Annotated in this window: 12 protein-coding genes and 3 tRNA genes; 7 read left to right on the plus strand and 8 right to left on the minus strand. The window is 53.7% G+C overall.

The annotated features are described in order from the left end of the window. The first annotated feature begins 435 nt into the window (after positions 1–435). Positions 436–1,245 (plus strand): DUF4253 domain-containing protein, encoded by an 810-nt coding sequence (locus tag AB1F12_RS10665; protein WP_368184189.1) that lies wholly within the window; start codon positions 436–438, stop codon positions 1,243–1,245. A 3-nt stretch (positions 1,246–1,248) separates the two neighbouring features. Here AB1F12_RS10665 and AB1F12_RS10670 read toward each other — a convergent pair whose 3' ends face one another. Then, positions 1,249–2,349 (minus strand): P-loop NTPase, encoded by a 1,101-nt coding sequence (locus AB1F12_RS10670; protein WP_368184191.1) that lies wholly within the window; start codon positions 2,347–2,349, stop codon positions 1,249–1,251. A gap of 262 nt (positions 2,350–2,611) precedes the next feature. On the opposite strand from AB1F12_RS10670, the gene AB1F12_RS10675 reads away from it, so the two are divergent. Next, positions 2,612–2,827 carry a DUF1127 domain-containing protein gene (locus AB1F12_RS10675; RefSeq protein ID WP_368184194.1) on the plus strand — a complete coding sequence of 72 codons (216 nt, stop codon included), beginning with the start codon at positions 2,612–2,614 and terminating at the stop codon, positions 2,825–2,827. 249 nt (positions 2,828–3,076) lie between these two features. Here AB1F12_RS10675 and AB1F12_RS10680 read toward each other — a convergent pair whose 3' ends face one another. The 3 genes from AB1F12_RS10680 to AB1F12_RS10690 all read right to left on the minus strand — a co-directional run bounded on the left by AB1F12_RS10680 (position 3,077) and on the right by AB1F12_RS10690 (position 4,391). Further along, complete coding sequence (locus AB1F12_RS10680) at positions 3,077–3,484, minus strand: SRPBCC domain-containing protein (RefSeq protein ID WP_368184196.1); 408 nt, start codon at positions 3,482–3,484, stop codon at positions 3,077–3,079. Further along, on the minus strand, positions 3,477–3,857 hold the full coding sequence (locus AB1F12_RS10685; RefSeq protein WP_368184198.1) for an ArsR/SmtB family transcription factor: 381 nt from the start codon (positions 3,855–3,857) through the stop codon (positions 3,477–3,479). Before AB1F12_RS10685 ends, AB1F12_RS10680 begins: the two co-directional genes overlap by 8 nt. A gap of 81 nt (positions 3,858–3,938) precedes the next feature. Then, positions 3,939–4,391: an Lrp/AsnC family transcriptional regulator gene (locus tag AB1F12_RS10690; protein WP_368184200.1), complete on the minus strand. Its 453-nt coding sequence runs from the start codon at positions 4,389–4,391 to the stop codon at positions 3,939–3,941. A gap of 73 nt (positions 4,392–4,464) precedes the next feature. Here AB1F12_RS10690 and AB1F12_RS10695 point away from each other — a divergent pair, with 73 nt between their 5' ends. Beyond that, complete coding sequence (locus AB1F12_RS10695; protein ID WP_368184202.1) at positions 4,465–5,082, plus strand: LysE family translocator; 618 nt, start codon at positions 4,465–4,467, stop codon at positions 5,080–5,082. On the opposite strand, the gene AB1F12_RS10700 is transcribed toward AB1F12_RS10695, so the two are convergent. Beyond that, the gene (locus AB1F12_RS10700) at positions 5,079–7,436 is read right to left on the minus strand and encodes an ATP-dependent helicase (protein ID WP_368184204.1); all 2,358 of its coding nucleotides are present in this window, start codon (positions 7,434–7,436) and stop codon (positions 5,079–5,081) included. The genes AB1F12_RS10695 and AB1F12_RS10700 overlap by 4 nt on opposite strands. Positions 7,437–7,573: 137 nt before the next feature. On the opposite strand from AB1F12_RS10700, the gene AB1F12_RS10705 reads away from it, so the two are divergent. The 4 genes from AB1F12_RS10705 (at position 7,574) to AB1F12_RS10720 (ending at position 13,262) form a co-directional block, all read left to right on the plus strand. Further along, a complete protein-coding gene (locus AB1F12_RS10705) occupies positions 7,574–9,358 on the plus strand; it encodes a diguanylate cyclase (protein WP_368184205.1) in 1,785 nt (594 codons plus the stop codon). Positions 9,359–9,505: 147 nt separating this feature from the next. Then, the gene (locus tag AB1F12_RS10710) at positions 9,506–12,949 is read left to right on the plus strand and encodes a pyruvate carboxylase (RefSeq protein ID WP_368184206.1); all 3,444 of its coding nucleotides are present in this window, start codon (positions 9,506–9,508) and stop codon (positions 12,947–12,949) included. Between the two features lie 143 nt (positions 12,950–13,092). Then, a tRNA-Gly gene (locus AB1F12_RS10715) sits at positions 13,093–13,167 on the plus strand. A gap of 20 nt (positions 13,168–13,187) precedes the next feature. Continuing rightward, a tRNA-Gly gene (locus AB1F12_RS10720) sits at positions 13,188–13,262 on the plus strand. Between the two features lie 152 nt (positions 13,263–13,414). Here the strand turns inward: AB1F12_RS10720 and AB1F12_RS10725 are convergent. The 3 genes from AB1F12_RS10725 to AB1F12_RS10735 form a co-directional block, all read right to left on the minus strand. Further along, positions 13,415–15,664, minus strand: coding sequence for a methyl-accepting chemotaxis protein (locus tag AB1F12_RS10725; RefSeq protein WP_368184208.1), 2,250 nt, complete (start codon positions 15,662–15,664; stop codon positions 13,415–13,417). A 382-nt stretch (positions 15,665–16,046) separates the two neighbouring features. Then, positions 16,047–16,122, minus strand: a tRNA-Thr gene (locus tag AB1F12_RS10730). Between the two features lie 42 nt (positions 16,123–16,164). Beyond that, complete coding sequence (locus tag AB1F12_RS10735) at positions 16,165–17,799, minus strand: ABC transporter permease (RefSeq protein ID WP_368184210.1); 1,635 nt, start codon at positions 17,797–17,799, stop codon at positions 16,165–16,167. Positions 17,800–17,909: the final 110 nt, after the last annotated feature.

Consider the following 17,909-nt stretch of genomic DNA (forward strand, 5'->3'; position numbering starts at 1 on the left):
CCCGGTTTGTTTGTCTGCCCGTCTTCCTTGTGATGTTTATGCCTTGGGAAATCATGGGAAGCAATGGATTTCTTGGGAATTCATGGCACCACATCCTGTTTCTGCGGGGCAGCAAAAACAACATATAGTGTCATTTCGAAACAAATTTGGCGAAAAAATGCAGAATTCGCCGATACCAAACGCAACATATAGTGGGCCAAAAAGTTCCATAAAATCCCGAAAAAATGGGGCGAACCACGGAAAACACCCCATTTCCCATCCAATCCCACCCTCATATAGGGGGCATTCCCATGCGATTCACCCATATTTCACGTAATTTCACGAGCTGTTGATTCGAAACCACGCCTGAGGTTCCAGAATTTCCCAACTTGAAGACCCCAATCCCATTTTCTAACCTGCCCCAGACCATAAAGGCCCTGACACAAAAGAGATTTGATGCAATCGAGCGCCGTTTTTCTGGCTTTGACCTGCGCCAGCCCCATTTGGGCAGAGCAATCCCATTTCCCCTACCCCACATTGATTGTTTCGGGGGCCGAGGCCGAACAAGAATGGCGCCGCCTGCGCGATGCGCCGGGAACACCGGTCATTTTGGGGTCCATTGATGACTTTAGTAACGTCGCTGACGCGTTTTCTCCGGACTACGCCGAGTTTCACCCGCATACCCCCGCTGAATACATCGCCCTATCCGCGGATTTGAACCATCCCAGTGATCTTTATGCGTCGCGACAGGCAGAATGGGATCGCTATCTGGAATGGCTGCGCGAAAATGGCGACGCCGCCGATATCGCAGAGCTAGAAGCCTATGATCCGCTGGCTCTGGATGATGAATTGATCGGGCGCATCCCGTTATTCTATCCAGCCACGATTACCCCGATTGGTTATGAGGATTGGCAAACCAACCGCCCCTATGATCAGGTGGTGATTGCCATTTTACCGACGGAAAACTCTTGGGAAGCCCCGGCCTATTTGCGTTTTGGCGGTTGGAACGAAAACCCGAGCCCAGAATATCATGTGGCCGCCCTGCGGGATTGGCATGATCGCTATGGGGCAGAGCCAATTGTCATATCGACAGACGTGATGGAATTATGGGCCCCGCGTCAGCCCAACACCAATGAGGACGGCATCAATCTGGCGATTGAGCATTTTCACTATGATAATGACATTGTGTATCAGGGGGTGGGGTCAATAGGTGCCTTGGCGGCGGATCGTATGCGCAGCACCTATTGGTTTTTCTGGTGGGACTAGGCCCTAGCCCATGCCGCCTTCGATAAAGCGCCGCGCCAAGGCGCGATAGGCATCCGCCATCGGGCCGTCACCCGTGGCAATCGGCGCTCCGCTATCACCCGCCAGCCGTGTATCCAGATCCAGCGGCAACGCGCCCAGGAATGGCAGGTCCAGCGCTTCGGCTTCGGCGGCAACACCACCATTGCCAAACAGATGCGCTTCGTGTCCGCATTTGGGACATATATAAGTGCTCATGTTTTCGACCATGCCCAGAACCGGTGTGTTCAGGGTTTTAAACATGTCCAACGCCTTGCGGGCATCCAACAGCGCCACATCCTGCGGGGTGCTCACCACCACAGCGCCAGTCAGTTGGGTTTTCTGACACAAAGTCAGCTGCACATCGCCAGTGCCCGGCGGCAGATCGACGATCAGAACGTCCAATTCACCCCATTGCACCTGCCCCAGCATCTGCTGCAACGCGCCCATCAGCATGGGCCCACGCCAGACAACGGCCTTTTCGGGCTCAACCATCAGACCGATTGACATGATGGTGACGCCATGGGCCTGCAATGGGATGATGGTTTTGCCATCCGGTGACGACGGCCGTTTGGACACGCCCATCATGCGCGGCTGGGACGGGCCATAAATATCGGCGTCCAGCAGCCCCACTTTGCGCCCTTCACGGGCCAAAGCCACCGCGAGGTTCGACGACACGGTGGATTTGCCAACGCCGCCTTTGCCGGATCCAACGGCGATGATGCGATCCACACCCGGCACCCCCTGAGGGCCGGCCTGCGGTGTGGGGTGACGACCAACCTTAAGGCTAGGCGGATCCCCGGCCGGCGTTTTAGGGGCGGCGGGTTTGGCAGCACCTGCAGGCATATGGGCCGTAAGAGCAACCGAAACCGCATCCACACCATCCATGGCCTGAACAGCCTCTTGCGCTGCCAATCGAGCCGATTCCATCTGCCGGGCTTTGGTCGCATCCTCAGCTTCGATCACGAATCGCACTGAATTTCCCTGAATATTGACCGCGCGCACCAGATCGCGACTCACTAGATTGCCACCTTCGGGCAGTTCGATCCGCGCCAGAACGTCCAGAATCTGTTCTTTGGTGATGCTCATGTTCAGCCTTTCCCCTTGATTTGACCTATACGTCGCACAGGTTTTAGGGGGATGCACGTGCCCGATCACGATTCGGCCCGCAAATTAACCAAGATCAGGGTTAATTATATGATTTTGCACATTTTATAAGCGCGTTCTTCATATGCATTTTCTGCATAGCGGCATTGTTAATACTTTCATTGTGCATGCGCAGCATATGCTTATGTTAATCGCTAACAGCACAGCGCAAGCGCTTTGAAACGCATAAAACGAGACGACCAAGATGGCATACGCAACAAACACAGCTGCAATCAGCACCCCAATCCGCGACCGCGCGGCGTTAACCCTAAATGCATTGAAGGCCCGCTACGCAGCCTACCAAGTATACCGCTCAACCGTTAACGAGCTGGAAAGCCTGTCCACACGTGAACTGAACGATTTGGGCATTTCACGGTCAGGTATTAAGGCGATCGCAATGGAAGCGGCTTATAACACGTAATCAAGAGCTCGGAACTCTCTCTCCTCCTCCCTGAGAGTTCTGACAAGCGGTTCGCTCTCTCCTCCTCCCTGAGCGGGCCGCAAAACCTGAAGCGGCGACACCTCTCCTCCTCCCTGGTGTCGCCGCATTCAACCAAAACAGAATACGACTGGGTCTCTCCTCCTCCCTGATCTGGTCGTCGAATGAACGGCGACGCCTCTCCTCCTCCCTGGCGTCGTCGTTTTTTTATGTCTGGACCTGTTTTCGCGGTCAGGTCAGCCCCCGCAATGTTCCAAGATGTTTGTCCCACCCTTCGTCCAGCGCCAGCACCAAACCGTATCCTTCGGCCCCCGCTGGCAGGCCGGTATGTTCCAGCGACAGCATCACGCCCCCGTCGACCGGGGTCAGGGTCCAATCCACAATGCTGACGGTTTCCGCCATGATATGGATGGAAAATTCATATGTGAGCCGGGTGAACGGATCCGCGCGCAACACATTGCCCCACATCAATCGTTCCTCGCTGTCTTTCTTGATCACCTGATAAGGTTCGCCCGCCTTGAGCGGCGCTTGGGGTTTGTGGAACCATTGCGACAGCTTATCGGGATCGGTCAAAAAGGCCCAAACCTGTTGTTGGCTGGCCCGTAGATGGATGGATTTGCGAATGATTTGATCAGTCATTTTGGGTCTCTCCGGATGTGGTTTTTGGATTGGATTGAGGTAGGTCTGTTTCGATGGCAGATTTTAGATCACTCAGGGCGTCGTCCCAGAATTGGTCGAAATACCCCAACCAATCGCGTACAGGCTGCAACCCATGCGGCGACAGCGCATTAAAAACCTCGCGCCCTGCTGCGCGGGTTGTAATCAGCCCGCCATCGTTCAGAATATTCAGGTGTTTTTTCACGGCCGCGCGGGTCATGTCGAAATTTCCGGCCACCTGCGCGATGGTCATTTCATTGCCTGACAGGATTTTCAGGATCGATCGCCGCGTCGGATCAGCGAGCGCTTTGAACACGTCCGGCGGATGGGTTTCGGATCTGGGGGAATGTGGCATAGGCCCTCCGATATGATTCCATTTGGTACCACATCAATACGAAACCAAATGGTATCACGTCAAGGGTTTTGCCCCCTCCCCTTAGGATCGCGCGTCTTTGGGGGACCCCATCACCATATAGGATGTGATCGATCGCACATGCGGCACCGTTCCCAAACAATCCGTATGAAACCGTTTATAAGCCTGCATATCCGCCGTTTCGACGCGCAGCAGATATTCGAAAACGCCCGCTACATTGTGGCATTCACTGACCTCTGGCGCATTTTGCATGGCGCGTTCAAACCCCAATTGGGCTTCTTTTGTGTGTTCGGCCAATCCAACAGTCACGTAAACCAAATAGCCCCGCCCGGTTTGGTCCGGGTCGAGCCGCGCGCGATAGCCCTTTATCACACCTTTGCGTTCCAATTCCTGCACCCGGCGCAAACATGCAGATGGCGACAATCCAACCCGCTCTGCCAACTCAAGGTTGCTCATCCGGCCATCCGCTGAAAGGCAGCGCAATATCTCGTCAATAATGCGGTCTTTGTCCGACATTTATTGCATCCTTTCTTAATTTACCGGCATCTTTGCAATTTCATTTGCCGTTACTTACCGCATTATTGCAACCATGACATATGAACTTCTTCCGGCTTTGATGCTGTTTGCCTTTACGTCCTCGATCACACCTGGGCCAAATAACCTGATGCTGATGGCGTCTGGTGCCAATTATGGCTTGCGGCGCTCCCTGCCCCATATGTTTGGGATTTCGCTGGGCCATGGGTTCATGGTGCTGGTTTTAGGGCTGGGTCTGCTGCAATTGTTTGACACATTGCCATGGCTAAAAACCGCGCTCAGCTTGGTTTGTTCGCTCTATCTGCTCTATCTCGCATGGAAAATCGCCTGCGCCGCGCCGCCGTCAGACGTGGAACCGACGGGGAAACCCTTTACCTTTTTTCAGGCGGCCGCGTTCCAATGGGTCAATCCCAAAGCCATCTATATGGCGATCACCGCCCAAACCAATTACAGCCCGGACAATGCAGGCTGGATCGGCGCGGTGTTTGTGGCGCTGGTGTTCGTTTCGATCAATTGGCCATCCGTTGCGGTCTGGGCATGGATGGGCACCAAAATACGTGCCTGGTTGGGCACATCAGGACGATTGCGCGCCTTTAATGTCACCATGGCGGCACTGCTGGTCTTGACCCTATGGCCGATCCTTAAGCCCTTGATTACAGGGGAATCCGGCTAAAACGGCACATCATCGGCGCGGTCCGCTGCGACGATAAACTTGGCAACAACCTTTTTGCTGCCCGCTTTGTCAAATTCGATTTCCAGCTTGTCGCCTTCGATCCCCATGATTTCGCCATAGCCAAATTTCTGGTGAAACACCCGGTCCCCAACCGTAAAGGATGCAACCGCATCCATATCAATCACATTGCTGCGGCTGGTTTGCGGCTGGGTCAACGGGCGCATGTTGGATCGCGCTTGCAATCGTTTCCAGCCCGGCGAATTGTAAACATTCGCCTCTGCTGCGCGGTCATGCAGATCCGAAGTGGCAGTGGTTTCTCCACCATATCCCCCGCCAAACAGCCCCGGAGGCGTCAACACATCCACATGTTCCGCCGGCAATTCATCAACGAAACGCGACGGCATCTGGCTCTGCCATTGGCCATAAACCCGCCGGTTCGCAGCAAACGAAATCGTACAGATTTGTTCCGCCCGCGTGATCCCCACATAGGCCAGCCGACGCTCTTCTTCTAATCCTTTTAGACCGGATTCATCCATGCTGCGTTGCGATGGAAATAGCCCATCTTCCCAACCCGGTAGAAACACCGCCGGAAATTCCAGCCCCTTGGCCCCGTGCAACGTCATGATCGTGACCTTTTCCCCGGATTCCTCGGTTTCGTTGTCCATGATCAGGCTGACATGTTCTAGAAAACCTTGTAAATTCTCAAAGTTTTCAAGGGCTTTAACCAATTCCTTAAGGTTCTCTAGCCGTCCGGGCGCCTCAGGGGTTTTGTCATTCAGCCACATCGTCGTGTAGCCGCTTTCATCCAGCACCATTTCAGCCAGTTCCACATGGGTGTCGGCCTCATTGACAACCTGTCCATGCCAGCGATCCAGCGCTTGAACAAGCCCGGCTAACGCTTTGGCCCCTTTGCCTTTTATCAAACCGCCCTGCACGGCCAATCTGGCACCCTCGACCAAAGAAACACCATTGCTGCGCGCTGCGGATTGAATGGTTTGCACCGCCTTATCGCCCAATCCGCGTTTTGGCGTATTAACGATCCGCTCAAACGCCAAATCATCCTCTAGCGACACGGCCAGCCGGAAATAAGCCATCGCATCGCGGATTTCCATGCGCTCATAGAAACGCGGCCCACCGATAACGCGATAGGGCAACCCGATCGTTAAAAACCGATCCTCAAAGGCGCGCATTTGGTGTGATGCACGAACCAAAATCGCCATATGATCCAATGACATAGGCGACATACTTCGAGTGCCGCGTTGCATAGCCTCGATCTCTTCTCCAATCCAGCGCGCTTCGACTTCGCCGTCCCAATGGCCGATCAGACGCACCTTTTCGCCCTCTTCGGCCTCCGTCCAAAGCTCTTTGCCCAGACGCCCGGTATTGCCCGAAATCACACCAGATGCCGCAGCCAGAATATGCGGGGTTGAGCGATAATTTTGCTCCAACCGCACCACCTTGGCCCCCGGAAAATCCTTTTCAAACCGTAGGATATTGCCCACTTCCGCACCGCGCCAGCCATAAATCGACTGGTCATCATCCCCAACGCAACAGATGTTTTTATGCCCTTGCGCCAACAGCCGCAGCCACAAATATTGCGCCACGTTTGTATCTTGGTATTCATCCACCAAAATGTAGCGAAACCAGCGTTGATATTGCTGCAAAATATCTTCGTGGCGTTGAAAAATCACCACCATATGCATCAGCAAATCACCAAAATCCGTCGCGTTCAGTTCGCGCAGGCGTTGCTGGTATTGCGCATAAAGCTCGACGCCGCGGCCATCAAACGCCCCGCTTTCGGCAGACGGAACCGCATCGGGCATCCAAGCCCGGTTTTTCCATGCATCAATAACGCCCGATAACATTCTGGCAGGCCAGCGTTTTTCGTCAATCTTCGCGGCAATAATCAACTGTTTTAGCAGCCGGTTTTGATCGTCTGTATCAAGGATCGTAAAGTTTGATTTCAACCCGACCAATTCCGCATGACGCCGCAGCAATTTGACACAAACCGAATGAAACGTCCCCATCCAAGGCATGCCTTCGACGGTTTGCCCCATCAGATCCCCAACACGCACCTTCATTTCGCGCGCCGCTTTGTTGGTAAAGGTCACAGCCAGCACTTCGTTTGGACGTGCGCGCCCGGTCACAAACAGATGCGCAATCCGGGTGGTTAACGCCTTGGTTTTACCCGTGCCTGCCCCAGCCAGCATCAAAACCGGCCCATCCAACGCCTCAACGGCATCGCGCTGCGCGGGGTTTAGCCCATCTAAATAGGGCGTGGGACGCGCAGACATGGCCTGACGTGACAAGGGAATCGCGGCCTCAAAGGCCTCTTCTTCGGAATAGCTGCTCATGCTGCAACCTACCCGTTGGAGCCCCGCGATAAAAGAGGTGTTCCCCGAATGTTCGCAACTTTTCGGTCAGAATTCGCACAAATTAGCGAAATGTTAATGCGCGATGTCGAATACTAAAGACGAACAGGGCGTAATCCATGAAACAGATTGATCAAAATTCTCCGATCGATGTTGAACGACATCGGGTCAAAATGCGTCCCATTTTGATCGGTAGCTTGCTTGCTCTATTAGGAGTTGCTTCGTTTTTCATCACCCGCACGTTGCCCCAGCCGATTGTGCATTGGATGCTGCATACCGGCGTGCCTGCGCAGGCTGAAATGTGGATTGGTCGCATGCAGGCTAATCTAACCCGCCTGCCCGAAATTGTCGAAACGGGTGAGGTTACGTTTGAAGAAGACGTGTTTTTGCAAGCCGCAGCGCAGACCTCGGATGTGTTTAGCATCACATTGATCCGGATTGATGGCACCGTGATGTGGTCCAATAACCACGACACGGCCAAAGGATCAGTGATCGACAATATGGGGTATCATGAAGTCTTAACGACAGGTGAACCCTGCTATGATCTGGTCCATGTTCCCCATGGTGGACTTGACCATCAAGGTTTTGAGGATCCAAGTACGCATAACGAAGAAAGCGGTCATGCCGTATTTCACGTGTATTACCCGTTGATTGAACGTGGCCAATTAATCGGAATGGTGCATTTTGCGTCAGATTTTACGTCGCTGCACGACACATTTATTGGCCGTATCAGAACAGGCTTAATCGCGGTTCAAGCTTTTATCGTCATAACGTTGCTGATCAGCCTGACGTTCATTTATCGCTCTGCGCGTCATCAGGAACGTGTGTTTCAAAAACAGGCGGATCGCGAACGGAAATGGGTTGATAACCAAATCAGTCTGGCCCGCGAAGTGAAGCTGATCAGCGAACTTAACGAGTGGTTGCAAAGCTCAAAATCCTTGTCGGAATTATTTGACATGGTGGCCAGTTTTATGACCAATCTGCTGCCCGATTGTGAGGGTTCGCTTTACGTTTATTCCAATTCACGGGATGTTTTGGATGGCTCTGTCAGCTGGAACAACGGGGATCACCGTGACCACATCCACCCCGATGAATGCTGGGGGTTGCGACGTGGTAGACCTTATTATTACGGCCAAAGCGAGGTAAATTTTTCCTGTGGGCATGTCTCTCATAACGACAAGAGACCCTATTATTGCATCCCAATTCTGGCGCATGGTGAAACGATTGGATTGTTGCATCTGCGCGCCATCGAAGGCGTTTCAATCGAACAATTTGAAACCAGCCGAAAACTGGCGCGGTTGACTGCCGAACAGATTTCAATGGCCATTGCTAATGTTAGAATGCGGGATCAATTGCAGGATCAGTCGATCCGCGATCCATTGACGGGTTTGTTCAACCGCCGTCATCTAACGGAATCGTTGCGCCGTCTGATCCGCCGATCAGAACGCAATGACGAACCTCTGTCGATCGTCTCAATTGACGTGGATGACTTCAAAAAGTTCAACGACAATCACGGCCATGATGCCGGTGATATGGTGCTACGCGCCGTCGGTGGCGTTTTGGAACAAGGCTGCAACGGGGATGAGGTGGCCTGTCGGTTCGGCGGAGAAGAGTTCATGCTTCTTATTCCAAAGCTCGACCAAAAACAGATGATGAAACGGGCCGACGAAGTCAGAGAGGCCGTCAGTGCCATCGCCGTTAGATACGGAGAGCGGGAGCTGCCACATATTACAATATCTGTAGGTGTCGCTATGTTCCCCGACCACGGGGATCTACCGCAGGATCTGATGAATTCTGCAGATCGCGCCCTGTACCAAGCCAAAACACAAGGGCGAAATCAGGTTGTTTTGGCAAAAGAAGATGGAATATTTCCTATTCCGACAACCAAAGGTGACGCGGCGTAAAAGCCCTGCATTTCAGACAAGTCCACAAATTCAAAGGCTTTGTGCTAAATCGTTGCATTGGCAAGGTTTTACTACCCAAAAATACCCGGTTTACACCGGATAAAGAATGTTCATAGTCGCGCTGCGCCTGAACTAGGGGAAGATATCGTGCCAGATTTCAAGAAGATTCTGATCGCCAATCGCGGCGAAATTGCCATCCGCATCATGCGGGCCGCCAATGAGATGGGTAAAAAAACCGTCGCCGTTTATGCCGAAGAGGATAAACTGGGATTGCACCGGTTCAAAGCTGATGAAGCTTATCGAATTGGCGAAAATCTAGGCCCTGTCGCGGCTTATCTTTCTATCGAAGAAATCATCCGGGTCGCCAAGGAATGTGGCGCCGATGCAATCCACCCAGGTTATGGGCTGTTGTCTGAGAACCCTGACTTTGTTGACGCCTGTGCAGAAAACGGCATCACGTTCATTGGCCCCAAAGCCGAAACCATGCGCGCTTTGGGCGACAAAGCCAGCGCACGTCAGGTTGCCATTCAAGCAGACGTTCCCGTGGTTCCAGCGACAGATGTGCTGGGCGATGACATGGAGCTGATCAAAAAACAAGCCGCCGAAATTGGCTATCCCCTGATGCTCAAGGCGTCTTGGGGTGGTGGCGGTCGCGGTATGCGCCCGATTTATGGCGAAGACGAGCTGGAAGAAAAGGTACTGGAAGGCCGTCGCGAAGCGGAAGCCGCCTTTGGCAATGGGGAAGGTTATCTGGAAAAGATGATCACCCGCGCACGCCACGTCGAGGTTCAGATCCTGGGCGATAGCAACGGTGAGATTTACCATCTTTGGGAACGGGATTGTTCGGTTCAACGCCGCAACCAAAAAGTCGTTGAACGCGCCCCTGCCCCTTATTTGTCCGGCACCCAGCGCGAAGCGATCTGTAATCTTGGCAAAAAAATCTGCCAGCATGTGAATTATGAATGTGCCGGGACGGTCGAATTCCTGATGGATATGAATTCAGGTGAATTCTATTTCATCGAGGTGAACCCCCGCGTTCAGGTGGAACACACCGTCACCGAAGAGGTCACGGGCATTGATATTGTGCGCGCGCAGATCCTGATCGCCGAAGGGAAATCCCTGGTCGAGGCCACCGGTTGCGCCAGCCAATATGACGTTGTTCTTAAGGGGCATGCGCTGCAATGCCGTGTGACAACAGAAGACCCGACAAACAACTTTATTCCCGATTACGGACGGATCCAAACATATCGTTCGGCCACCGGGATGGGCATTCGTCTGGACGGTGGGACGGCCTATTCTGGCGCGGTCATCACCCGCTATTATGACAGCCTGCTGACCAAAGTGACCGCATGGGCCCCAACCCCCGAAGCGGCGATTGCCCGGATGGACCGCGCCCTGCGGGAATTCCGTATTCGCGGCGTCAGCACCAATATTGCGTTTGTCGAAAATCTGCTAAAACACCCGACATTCTTGTCAAACGAATATTCCACAACGTTTATCGATCAGACCCCTGACCTGTTTGATTTTAAGGCACGTCGGGATCGCGCGACCAAAATCCTGACCTATATTGCCGACATCACCGTCAATGGGCATCCCGAAACCGAAAACCGCCCGCGCCCTCATGCGGATGTGAAACCGGCGCGGACGCCTGCGCTGAAATCTGATGTGGTCACACCGGGCACCCGCAATTTGCTGGAAACCAAAGGCCCGCAAGCGGTCGCTGACTGGATGAAAGCCCAGAAACAATTGCTGATCACCGACACGACCATGCGGGACGGGCATCAATCGCTTTTGGCGACGCGCATGCGGTCGATTGACATGATCCAAGCGGCGCCAGCTTATGCGGCCAACCTGCCGCAATTGTTCAGCGTTGAATGCTGGGGCGGTGCGACATTTGATGTGGCCTACCGGTTCCTGCAGGAATGCCCGTGGCAACGGCTGCGCGACATCCGCAAAGCGATGCCAAACCTGCTGACACAAATGTTGCTGCGCGCGTCAAACGGGGTTGGGTACACCAATTACCCTGACAATGTGGTGCAGGAATTTGTCCGTCAGGCCGCCGAAACCGGCGTTGATGTGTTCCGCGTCTTTGACAGCCTGAACTGGGTTGAAAATATGCGCGTGGCCATGGATGCGGTCGTTGACAGTGGCAAAATCTGCGAAGGCACAATTTGCTATACCGGCGATTTGTTTGACGCCAACCGGTCCAAATACGACCTGAAATACTATGTCGGCATGGCCAAAGAGCTGGAAGCCGCCGGCGCCCATGTTCTGGGCGTCAAAGATATGGCAGGCCTGCTAAAAGCCCCCGCCGCAACCGCCCTGTTCAAAGCCCTGAAGGAAGAGGTCGGCCTGCCGATCCATTTCCACACCCATGACACATCCGGCGCCTCTGTGGCGACGGTACTGGCTGCGGCCGATGCGGGTGTTGACGTTGTGGACGCCGCCATGGACAGCTTTTCTGGCAACACGTCGCAGCCCACACTTGGCTCTATCGTCGAAGCCCTGCGTCACACGGATCGTGACACCGGGTTGGACATTGGCGCGATCCGCGACATGTCGAACTACTTTGAACAGGTGCGCGCCCATTACACGGCGTTTGAATCCGGCCTTCAGGCCCCCGCATCCGAAGTGTACTTGCACGAAATGCCGGGTGGCCAGTTCACAAACCTCAAGGCACAGGCACGCAGCCTTGGGCTTGAGGATCGCTGGCATGAGGTCGCCCAGACCTATGCTGATGTGAACCAGATGTTTGGGGATATCGTCAAAGTGACGCCGTCTTCGAAGGTGGTGGGTGACATGGCGCTGATGATGGTCAGCCAAAACCTGACCCGCGACGACGTTGAGGACCCCCAGACCGATGTGGCCTTTCCGGATTCGGTCATTGATATGATGCGCGGCAATCTGGGCCAGCCTCCGGGTGGGTTCCCTGACGCGATCGTCGCCAAGGCGCTGAAAGGTGAGAAACCAAACACCGATCGTCCGGGCCAAAGCCTGCCGCCCGTCAATCTAGAAGACGTGCGTGCAGAATTGTCCGCCCAATTGGACGGGATGCAGATCGATAACGAAGATCTGAACGGCTATCTGATGTATCCAAAGGTGTTCCTGGATTATATGGGCCGTCACCGGACCTATGGCCCAGTGCGTACATTGCCCACGCAGACGTTCTTTTATGGGATGGAACCGGGCAACGAAATCAGCGCTGAAATTGATCCCGGCAAAACCCTGGAAATTCGCCTGCAAGCCGTTGGGGAAACCAACGAAGAAGGCGAAGTGAAGGTGTTTTTTGAGTTGAACGGTCAACCCCGCACCATTCGCGTGCCAAATCGCAAAGCGGCGGCAACCACGGCCAAACGCCCTCAGGCGGAACTGGGCAATGCCAACCACCTTGGCGCGCCAATGCCGGGTGTTGTGGCATCCGTGGCGGTGACAGCGGGTCAAAACGTCAAACAAGGCGACCTGCTGCTGACAATTGAAGCGATGAAGATGGAAACGGGCATCCACGCGGAACGTGATGCGGTCATCACGGCCATCCATGTGCAGCCCGGTGGCCAGATCGACGCAAAGGATTTGCTGATCGAACTGGAATAAACCACCTCACTTTGAACGGATTGGGGCGCTTGGATTAATCTGAGCGCCCTTTTTATTTACCGATTTGCGAAAAATGCCAGAACAGGTGATTTTCCTCTTGCGGCCAACGCTGTGATTTCATATCTCACGGCTCACCAACGGAAGCGGGCGTAGCTCAGGGGTAGAGCATAACCTTGCCAAGGTTAGGGTCGGGCGTTCGAATCGCCTCGCCCGCTCCAATGGTCAAAATGTCTGAAGCGCGGGCGTAGCTCAGGGGTAGAGCATAACCTTGCCAAGGTTAGGGTCGGGCGTTCGAATCGCCTCGCCCGCTCCAGACATCCTTTAGATTGAATTGAACAACAACACGACCTAGCCCATTGCGGGTTAGGTATTCGATGTTCGTTGTAACCTGTTGCAAGCCCCTACCCTGCCCCAACTTGCCGGATAGGAAATGGGACCGCAAAAGCGATCCCAAGCAAACCTGGTTTAGAAATCGTGCCAAACGCCGCCTTGCGCCATTTGAGCAGGTTGTAGCGGCTCATCGACCTCGTCCCATTCAGAAGGGTCATAAGCGGGCTTTGAATCCTGAGGGGGCGCTTTTACTACCGGCGTTTTTTCCGGTTTGGAGGTTTTGGCAGTGTCGTCCTTCGGTTTTGCGCGCACCTCATGTGATTCCTGTGCTGCTACTTCCTCAGTGTCAGATGCGGGAACGGGCTTGGGTTCTGCAACAGGAACATCCAGCTCCACCTCAACGTCAAACATTGCCATCAACTCAGACAATCGACGAGAATCCGCATTCAACATATGACCTGCTGCAGTCGCCTCTTCGACCATGGCGACATTTTGTTGAGTGACCTGTTCCAACTGCATCATACCAGAGTTGATTTCCCCAAGGCCATTTGCCTGCTCTACCGTCCCTGTCGCAATGCCGGAAATCAGTTCTGAAATGTCGTTGACCCGCCCAATAATACTGTTGAGCGCTTCGCCCGCCTTCGCTACCAGATCAACGCCGTCGTCGACTTGCTTAGAACTGTCAACAATCAGGTCTTTGATTTCGGTTGCGGCATCAGCAGAACGCTGTGCCAGCCCGCGCACCTCAAAGGCCACAACGGCAAACCCTCGACCTGCCTCGCCTGCGCGTGCCGCTTCGACGCCTGCGTTAAGCGCCAATAGATTGGTTTGGAACGCAATATCTTCGATCACACTCACGATCTGAGAAATTTCAGTCGAAGATTTTGCAATACCCGTCATGGCTGACACGGCATCTTGAACAATTTCACTGCTGCGATCTGCATGGCTTCTGGCATCGGCCATTGTTGTGCCGACACTTTTGGCGCCTTCCGCTGCGGAATTAACCGAATTGGTCATCTCTTCTAATGCGGTTGTGGATTCCTCTAGAGTTGCGGCTTGGCCTTCTGTTCGTTTTGATAAATCGTCAGCTGCCTGACTAATCTCGCTCGCGCCATTACTGATGCTCGCAGCGGCGATGATCACATCCGTTATCGTCGACTTCAACGTCGCAACGGTTTCGTTAAAACTATTGCGCAATGATTCATATTCCTCGGGGAACGCCTCTTCAATCTCACATTTCAAATCCCGCTGTGCCAGTCGATCCAAATGCATTGCCAATGTTCCAACGACGGCCCCACGATTTGCAATTCTGGCGTCTTCGACCTGCTGCAACTTCAGCTCCGCTTCTTCCAAAGCCTCGCGAGTGATTTCCATTGCTTTGCTGAGGTTGCCAATTTCAGTTTTGCTCTCTTGGTTTTGAGGAATAAAATCAAATTCTTTACACGCCAGTTTATTCAGATCACTTTGTAATGCGCCAAACTGAGACGTGAACATCATCATCAGTCGGGCCCCAATCACCGCGCTGACCAACAATGAAATCGCAATGCCAATCACAGTAATCATCAGCGCGATTGTCGCGGCTTGGGCTTCGATTCGGGCCAGGTTGGCCATTTCAGTTGTGGCCTGCACTTCGACCGCATGAAGATAGGTCAACCAATCAGTCGCCAGTTCAAACCATCGTTCCGCCGTTTGGTTGGGTAATGCCCCTTCCGGGCCAGCCTCCAGAATTGCGGTACGTAAGCGTTCAAACTCACTTTGCGATAAATAGGCCTGAAAATCTAACTCGGGGAAAAAATCGAGCAAAGTTAAAGTCGCCACTTCAAGAAGTTTTGCTTCAAATGCTGCGGAATCCGAGAATTTTCGATAACTTTCTAGCGGAAAGTCCCCTAGGGCGAGCCCGGTTGCGCCCGTGGCACGGAGCAGTCCAGCCGCTTCTTTGGCCGAAGAAAGAGCAACAAGCCCAGATCCAATTTGCGCCATATCTGGATTGGATTGATGCACCAATCTTTGATCCGTTAAGTATAAAAGGTCATTGATGATTCCTGTGTAAAAATCGCCCGACTGGGCCAACCGAACACGTTGATCGCTGATCGCCTGACGCATATCCCCCAACTCTGCGAGTGCTTGAGGATGATGATCTGAGGAAATTCCCGCCAGCGCCTCATCCACGATCAGGCGTGTTTGCGTCAATTCCTCAGATAAAAACTGCCCTTGTGATGTGACAAATACCGCTGACTGCCCCCTTTCGACCTGCAAATAATGCACAAGGTTAATGAACCCCTCACTGAGAGTTGCGGTTTCGATCGTTGTACGTGCGGCCTGCAAACGCTGCCAGTCAGAAATGCCTTTTATGCTACCGATTCCAACCAAAGCAACAAACGGCACGGCAAGTAATGTCAAAATTTGCGACCTAAAAGTCATTCTGAACGCCTTCTAATAGAGCAGTTTCAATCTGACCGTATGTGTATGCCACGAGTGTCAAGCATTGGTAAAAGCGCGCAACATTAAAGAAATATGGGCATTTTTCTCGTTGTCCCATTCTTCAAGCTATTAATGGGAACCAGTGAACGCATCCAGATAGTGGCAAGTCCTGTTCTTTAAACAGCGTCGTTATCGCAGTCGACTACACATGAGAAAATGAAGGTTCTTGTTGGTGGAAAGTAGGAAATCTGTTCTGAACGCAATTTGTACCTGGCACGTGTTTAACGACAGGAGTTGCAGGTCGCGAGCAAATCGCAACTTAGGAATATCCCCAGAGAACTTGAAATGGTGCCCCCACACGGACTCGAACCGCGGACCTACTGATTACAAATCAGTTGCTCTACCAGCTGAGCTATAGGGGCACTGGGCGGGGAATTAATATGGTTTTATGACGGTTGCAACCCCTAACGATTAGCACGCGCCAATAAAGCGACAGCAACCAGTCCAACGAGGCAAATGATCAAGGCTGCGGGGGCCGCATCGGTCAAGTTTTCAAGGGATGCCTTCTCATGTACGCGGGTTGCGAGCGTGTCGTAATTAAATGGTCCACGCAGCAAAATTGTCGCCGGAAGTTCCTTTACGCAGTCCACAAACACCAACAAAAGCGCCGAACCAATGGTGCCACGAATCAACGGTAGGTGCACTTCGCGTAATGTGTCCCCTGCACCGCGGCCCAACGACCGCGAAGCCATCGACAAACTGGGGGCAACGCGCCCCAATGCGGCATCGGACGCGCCCTGCGCAATCGCAAAGAAACGCACAAAATAGGTCAGCACCAATGCCCCGGCCGTGCCAGTGATCAACAGGCCCGGATCATAGCCCGTCCACGCCAAAACAGTATCGGCCACTGCGTTGTCCAGCGTCGCCATGGGAATGAGGATCCCTAACCCCAACACAGCCCCCGGCGCAGCATAGCCAATCGACGTCACCGGCATCAACAATCGTGGCACCCGCGATTGCGACAATCGCACGCCATAGACCATAAACAACGCGCCAAGCACCGTCAGGATCGCCGCCGCCCCGCCAACAAAGATGGTGTGCCACATGGCGTCCAGCAGGCCAGGTTCGGCCCAAACATGGGAATCAGACGCATGGGTCAGCAACACGGCCACAGGCAGCACAAACCCAAACCCAAACGGCAGGAAACACGCCAATGCGACCCCTGCCCCCCAAACGCCCGTCAATTTGTGCGCAACGACGGGTCGCGTGTTGCGCGCAGTCTGGAAAAACCGGCTGCGGCGACGGCTATAGCGTTCTAACAACACGCAAATGACGATCAAAACCAATGCAAGCGTGGCGATTTGCGCCGCGCCTCCGACGTTCCGGGTTTGGAACCAAGTTGAAAAAATCCCCGTGGTCAGGGTTTGAACCGCAAAATAATCCACCGTGCCAAAATCATTCACGGTTTCCATAATCGCAACGATCGCCCCGGCAGCAATCGCCGGACGCGCCAAGGGCAAACCAACCCGGACAAATCGGCCCCATGGACCAACCCCCAGCGCCCGGGCCACGTCATATCCAGCAGAGCTTTGTTCGCGAAATGCAGCGCGGGCCAGGATGTAGACATAAGGGTACAGCGCGGCGCTTAGGACCAGAATGGCGGCGGTTCGGGATCTGATTTCAGGGAACCAATAGGACCGAGCATTTTCCCAACCAAAAAGACCCCGCATCGTGGTTTGAACTGGACCGGCATATTCCAGAAAATCCACCAATGCATAAGCCCCCACATAGGCAGGTACGGCCAATGGCATCAACAAAGCCCATTGCAACCAGCGTTTGCCCGGAAAATCATACATCACCACCAGCCATGCTGATCCAGTGCCAATCGCAGCGGTCAACACACCGACACCCGCCATCAAGATACCCGTATTTGCCAGATATCTCGGCAATGTGGTCGCCAAAAGATGGGGCCAGATGTTTTCTGTGGGATGGGCCGCCAACCAAAAGACCGACAATATCGGCAAAACCACGATCAGGGCGATAACGACCGCCCCAACGGTCCAGCGGTTGGGTAATTTCAGGCCTATGGACGGCTTCATCTGCGCACTTATCCGAGTAGTTTGCTCAGTCATCAGTTGCGACTATCCGAAACTGGTTTGCCTGTCCAGAAAGGAGCGACTAGGGTAGGCCCAACAGGCAAAAGGCAAAA

Source organism: Aestuariibius sp. HNIBRBA575 (assembly GCF_040932005.1).
In the GTDB taxonomy this organism is placed as follows: domain Bacteria; phylum Pseudomonadota; class Alphaproteobacteria; order Rhodobacterales; family Rhodobacteraceae; genus CANLNM01.

Coding starts and splice junctions, on each gene's coding strand:
- AB1F12_RS10670 (WP_368184191.1), bottom strand. CDS start 2,349: ATGAGCATCACCAAAGAACAGATTCTGGACGTTCTGGCGCGGATCGAA.
- AB1F12_RS10735 (WP_368184210.1), bottom strand. CDS start 17,799: ATGAAGCCGTCCATAGGCCTGAAATTACCCAACCGCTGGACCGTTGGG.
- AB1F12_RS10680 (WP_368184196.1), bottom strand. CDS start 3,484: ATGACTGATCAAATCATTCGCAAATCCATCCATCTACGGGCCAGCCAA.
- AB1F12_RS10690 (WP_368184200.1), bottom strand. CDS start 4,391: ATGTCGGACAAAGACCGCATTATTGACGAGATATTGCGCTGCCTTTCA.
- AB1F12_RS10695 (WP_368184202.1), top strand. CDS start 4,465: ATGACATATGAACTTCTTCCGGCTTTGATGCTGTTTGCCTTTACGTCC.
- AB1F12_RS10675 (WP_368184194.1), top strand. CDS start 2,612: ATGGCATACGCAACAAACACAGCTGCAATCAGCACCCCAATCCGCGAC.
- AB1F12_RS10665 (WP_368184189.1), top strand. CDS start 436: ATGCAATCGAGCGCCGTTTTTCTGGCTTTGACCTGCGCCAGCCCCATT.
- AB1F12_RS10705 (WP_368184205.1), top strand. CDS start 7,574: ATGAAACAGATTGATCAAAATTCTCCGATCGATGTTGAACGACATCGG.
- AB1F12_RS10700 (WP_368184204.1), bottom strand. CDS start 7,436: ATGAGCAGCTATTCCGAAGAAGAGGCCTTTGAGGCCGCGATTCCCTTG.
- AB1F12_RS10685 (WP_368184198.1), bottom strand. CDS start 3,857: ATGCCACATTCCCCCAGATCCGAAACCCATCCGCCGGACGTGTTCAAA.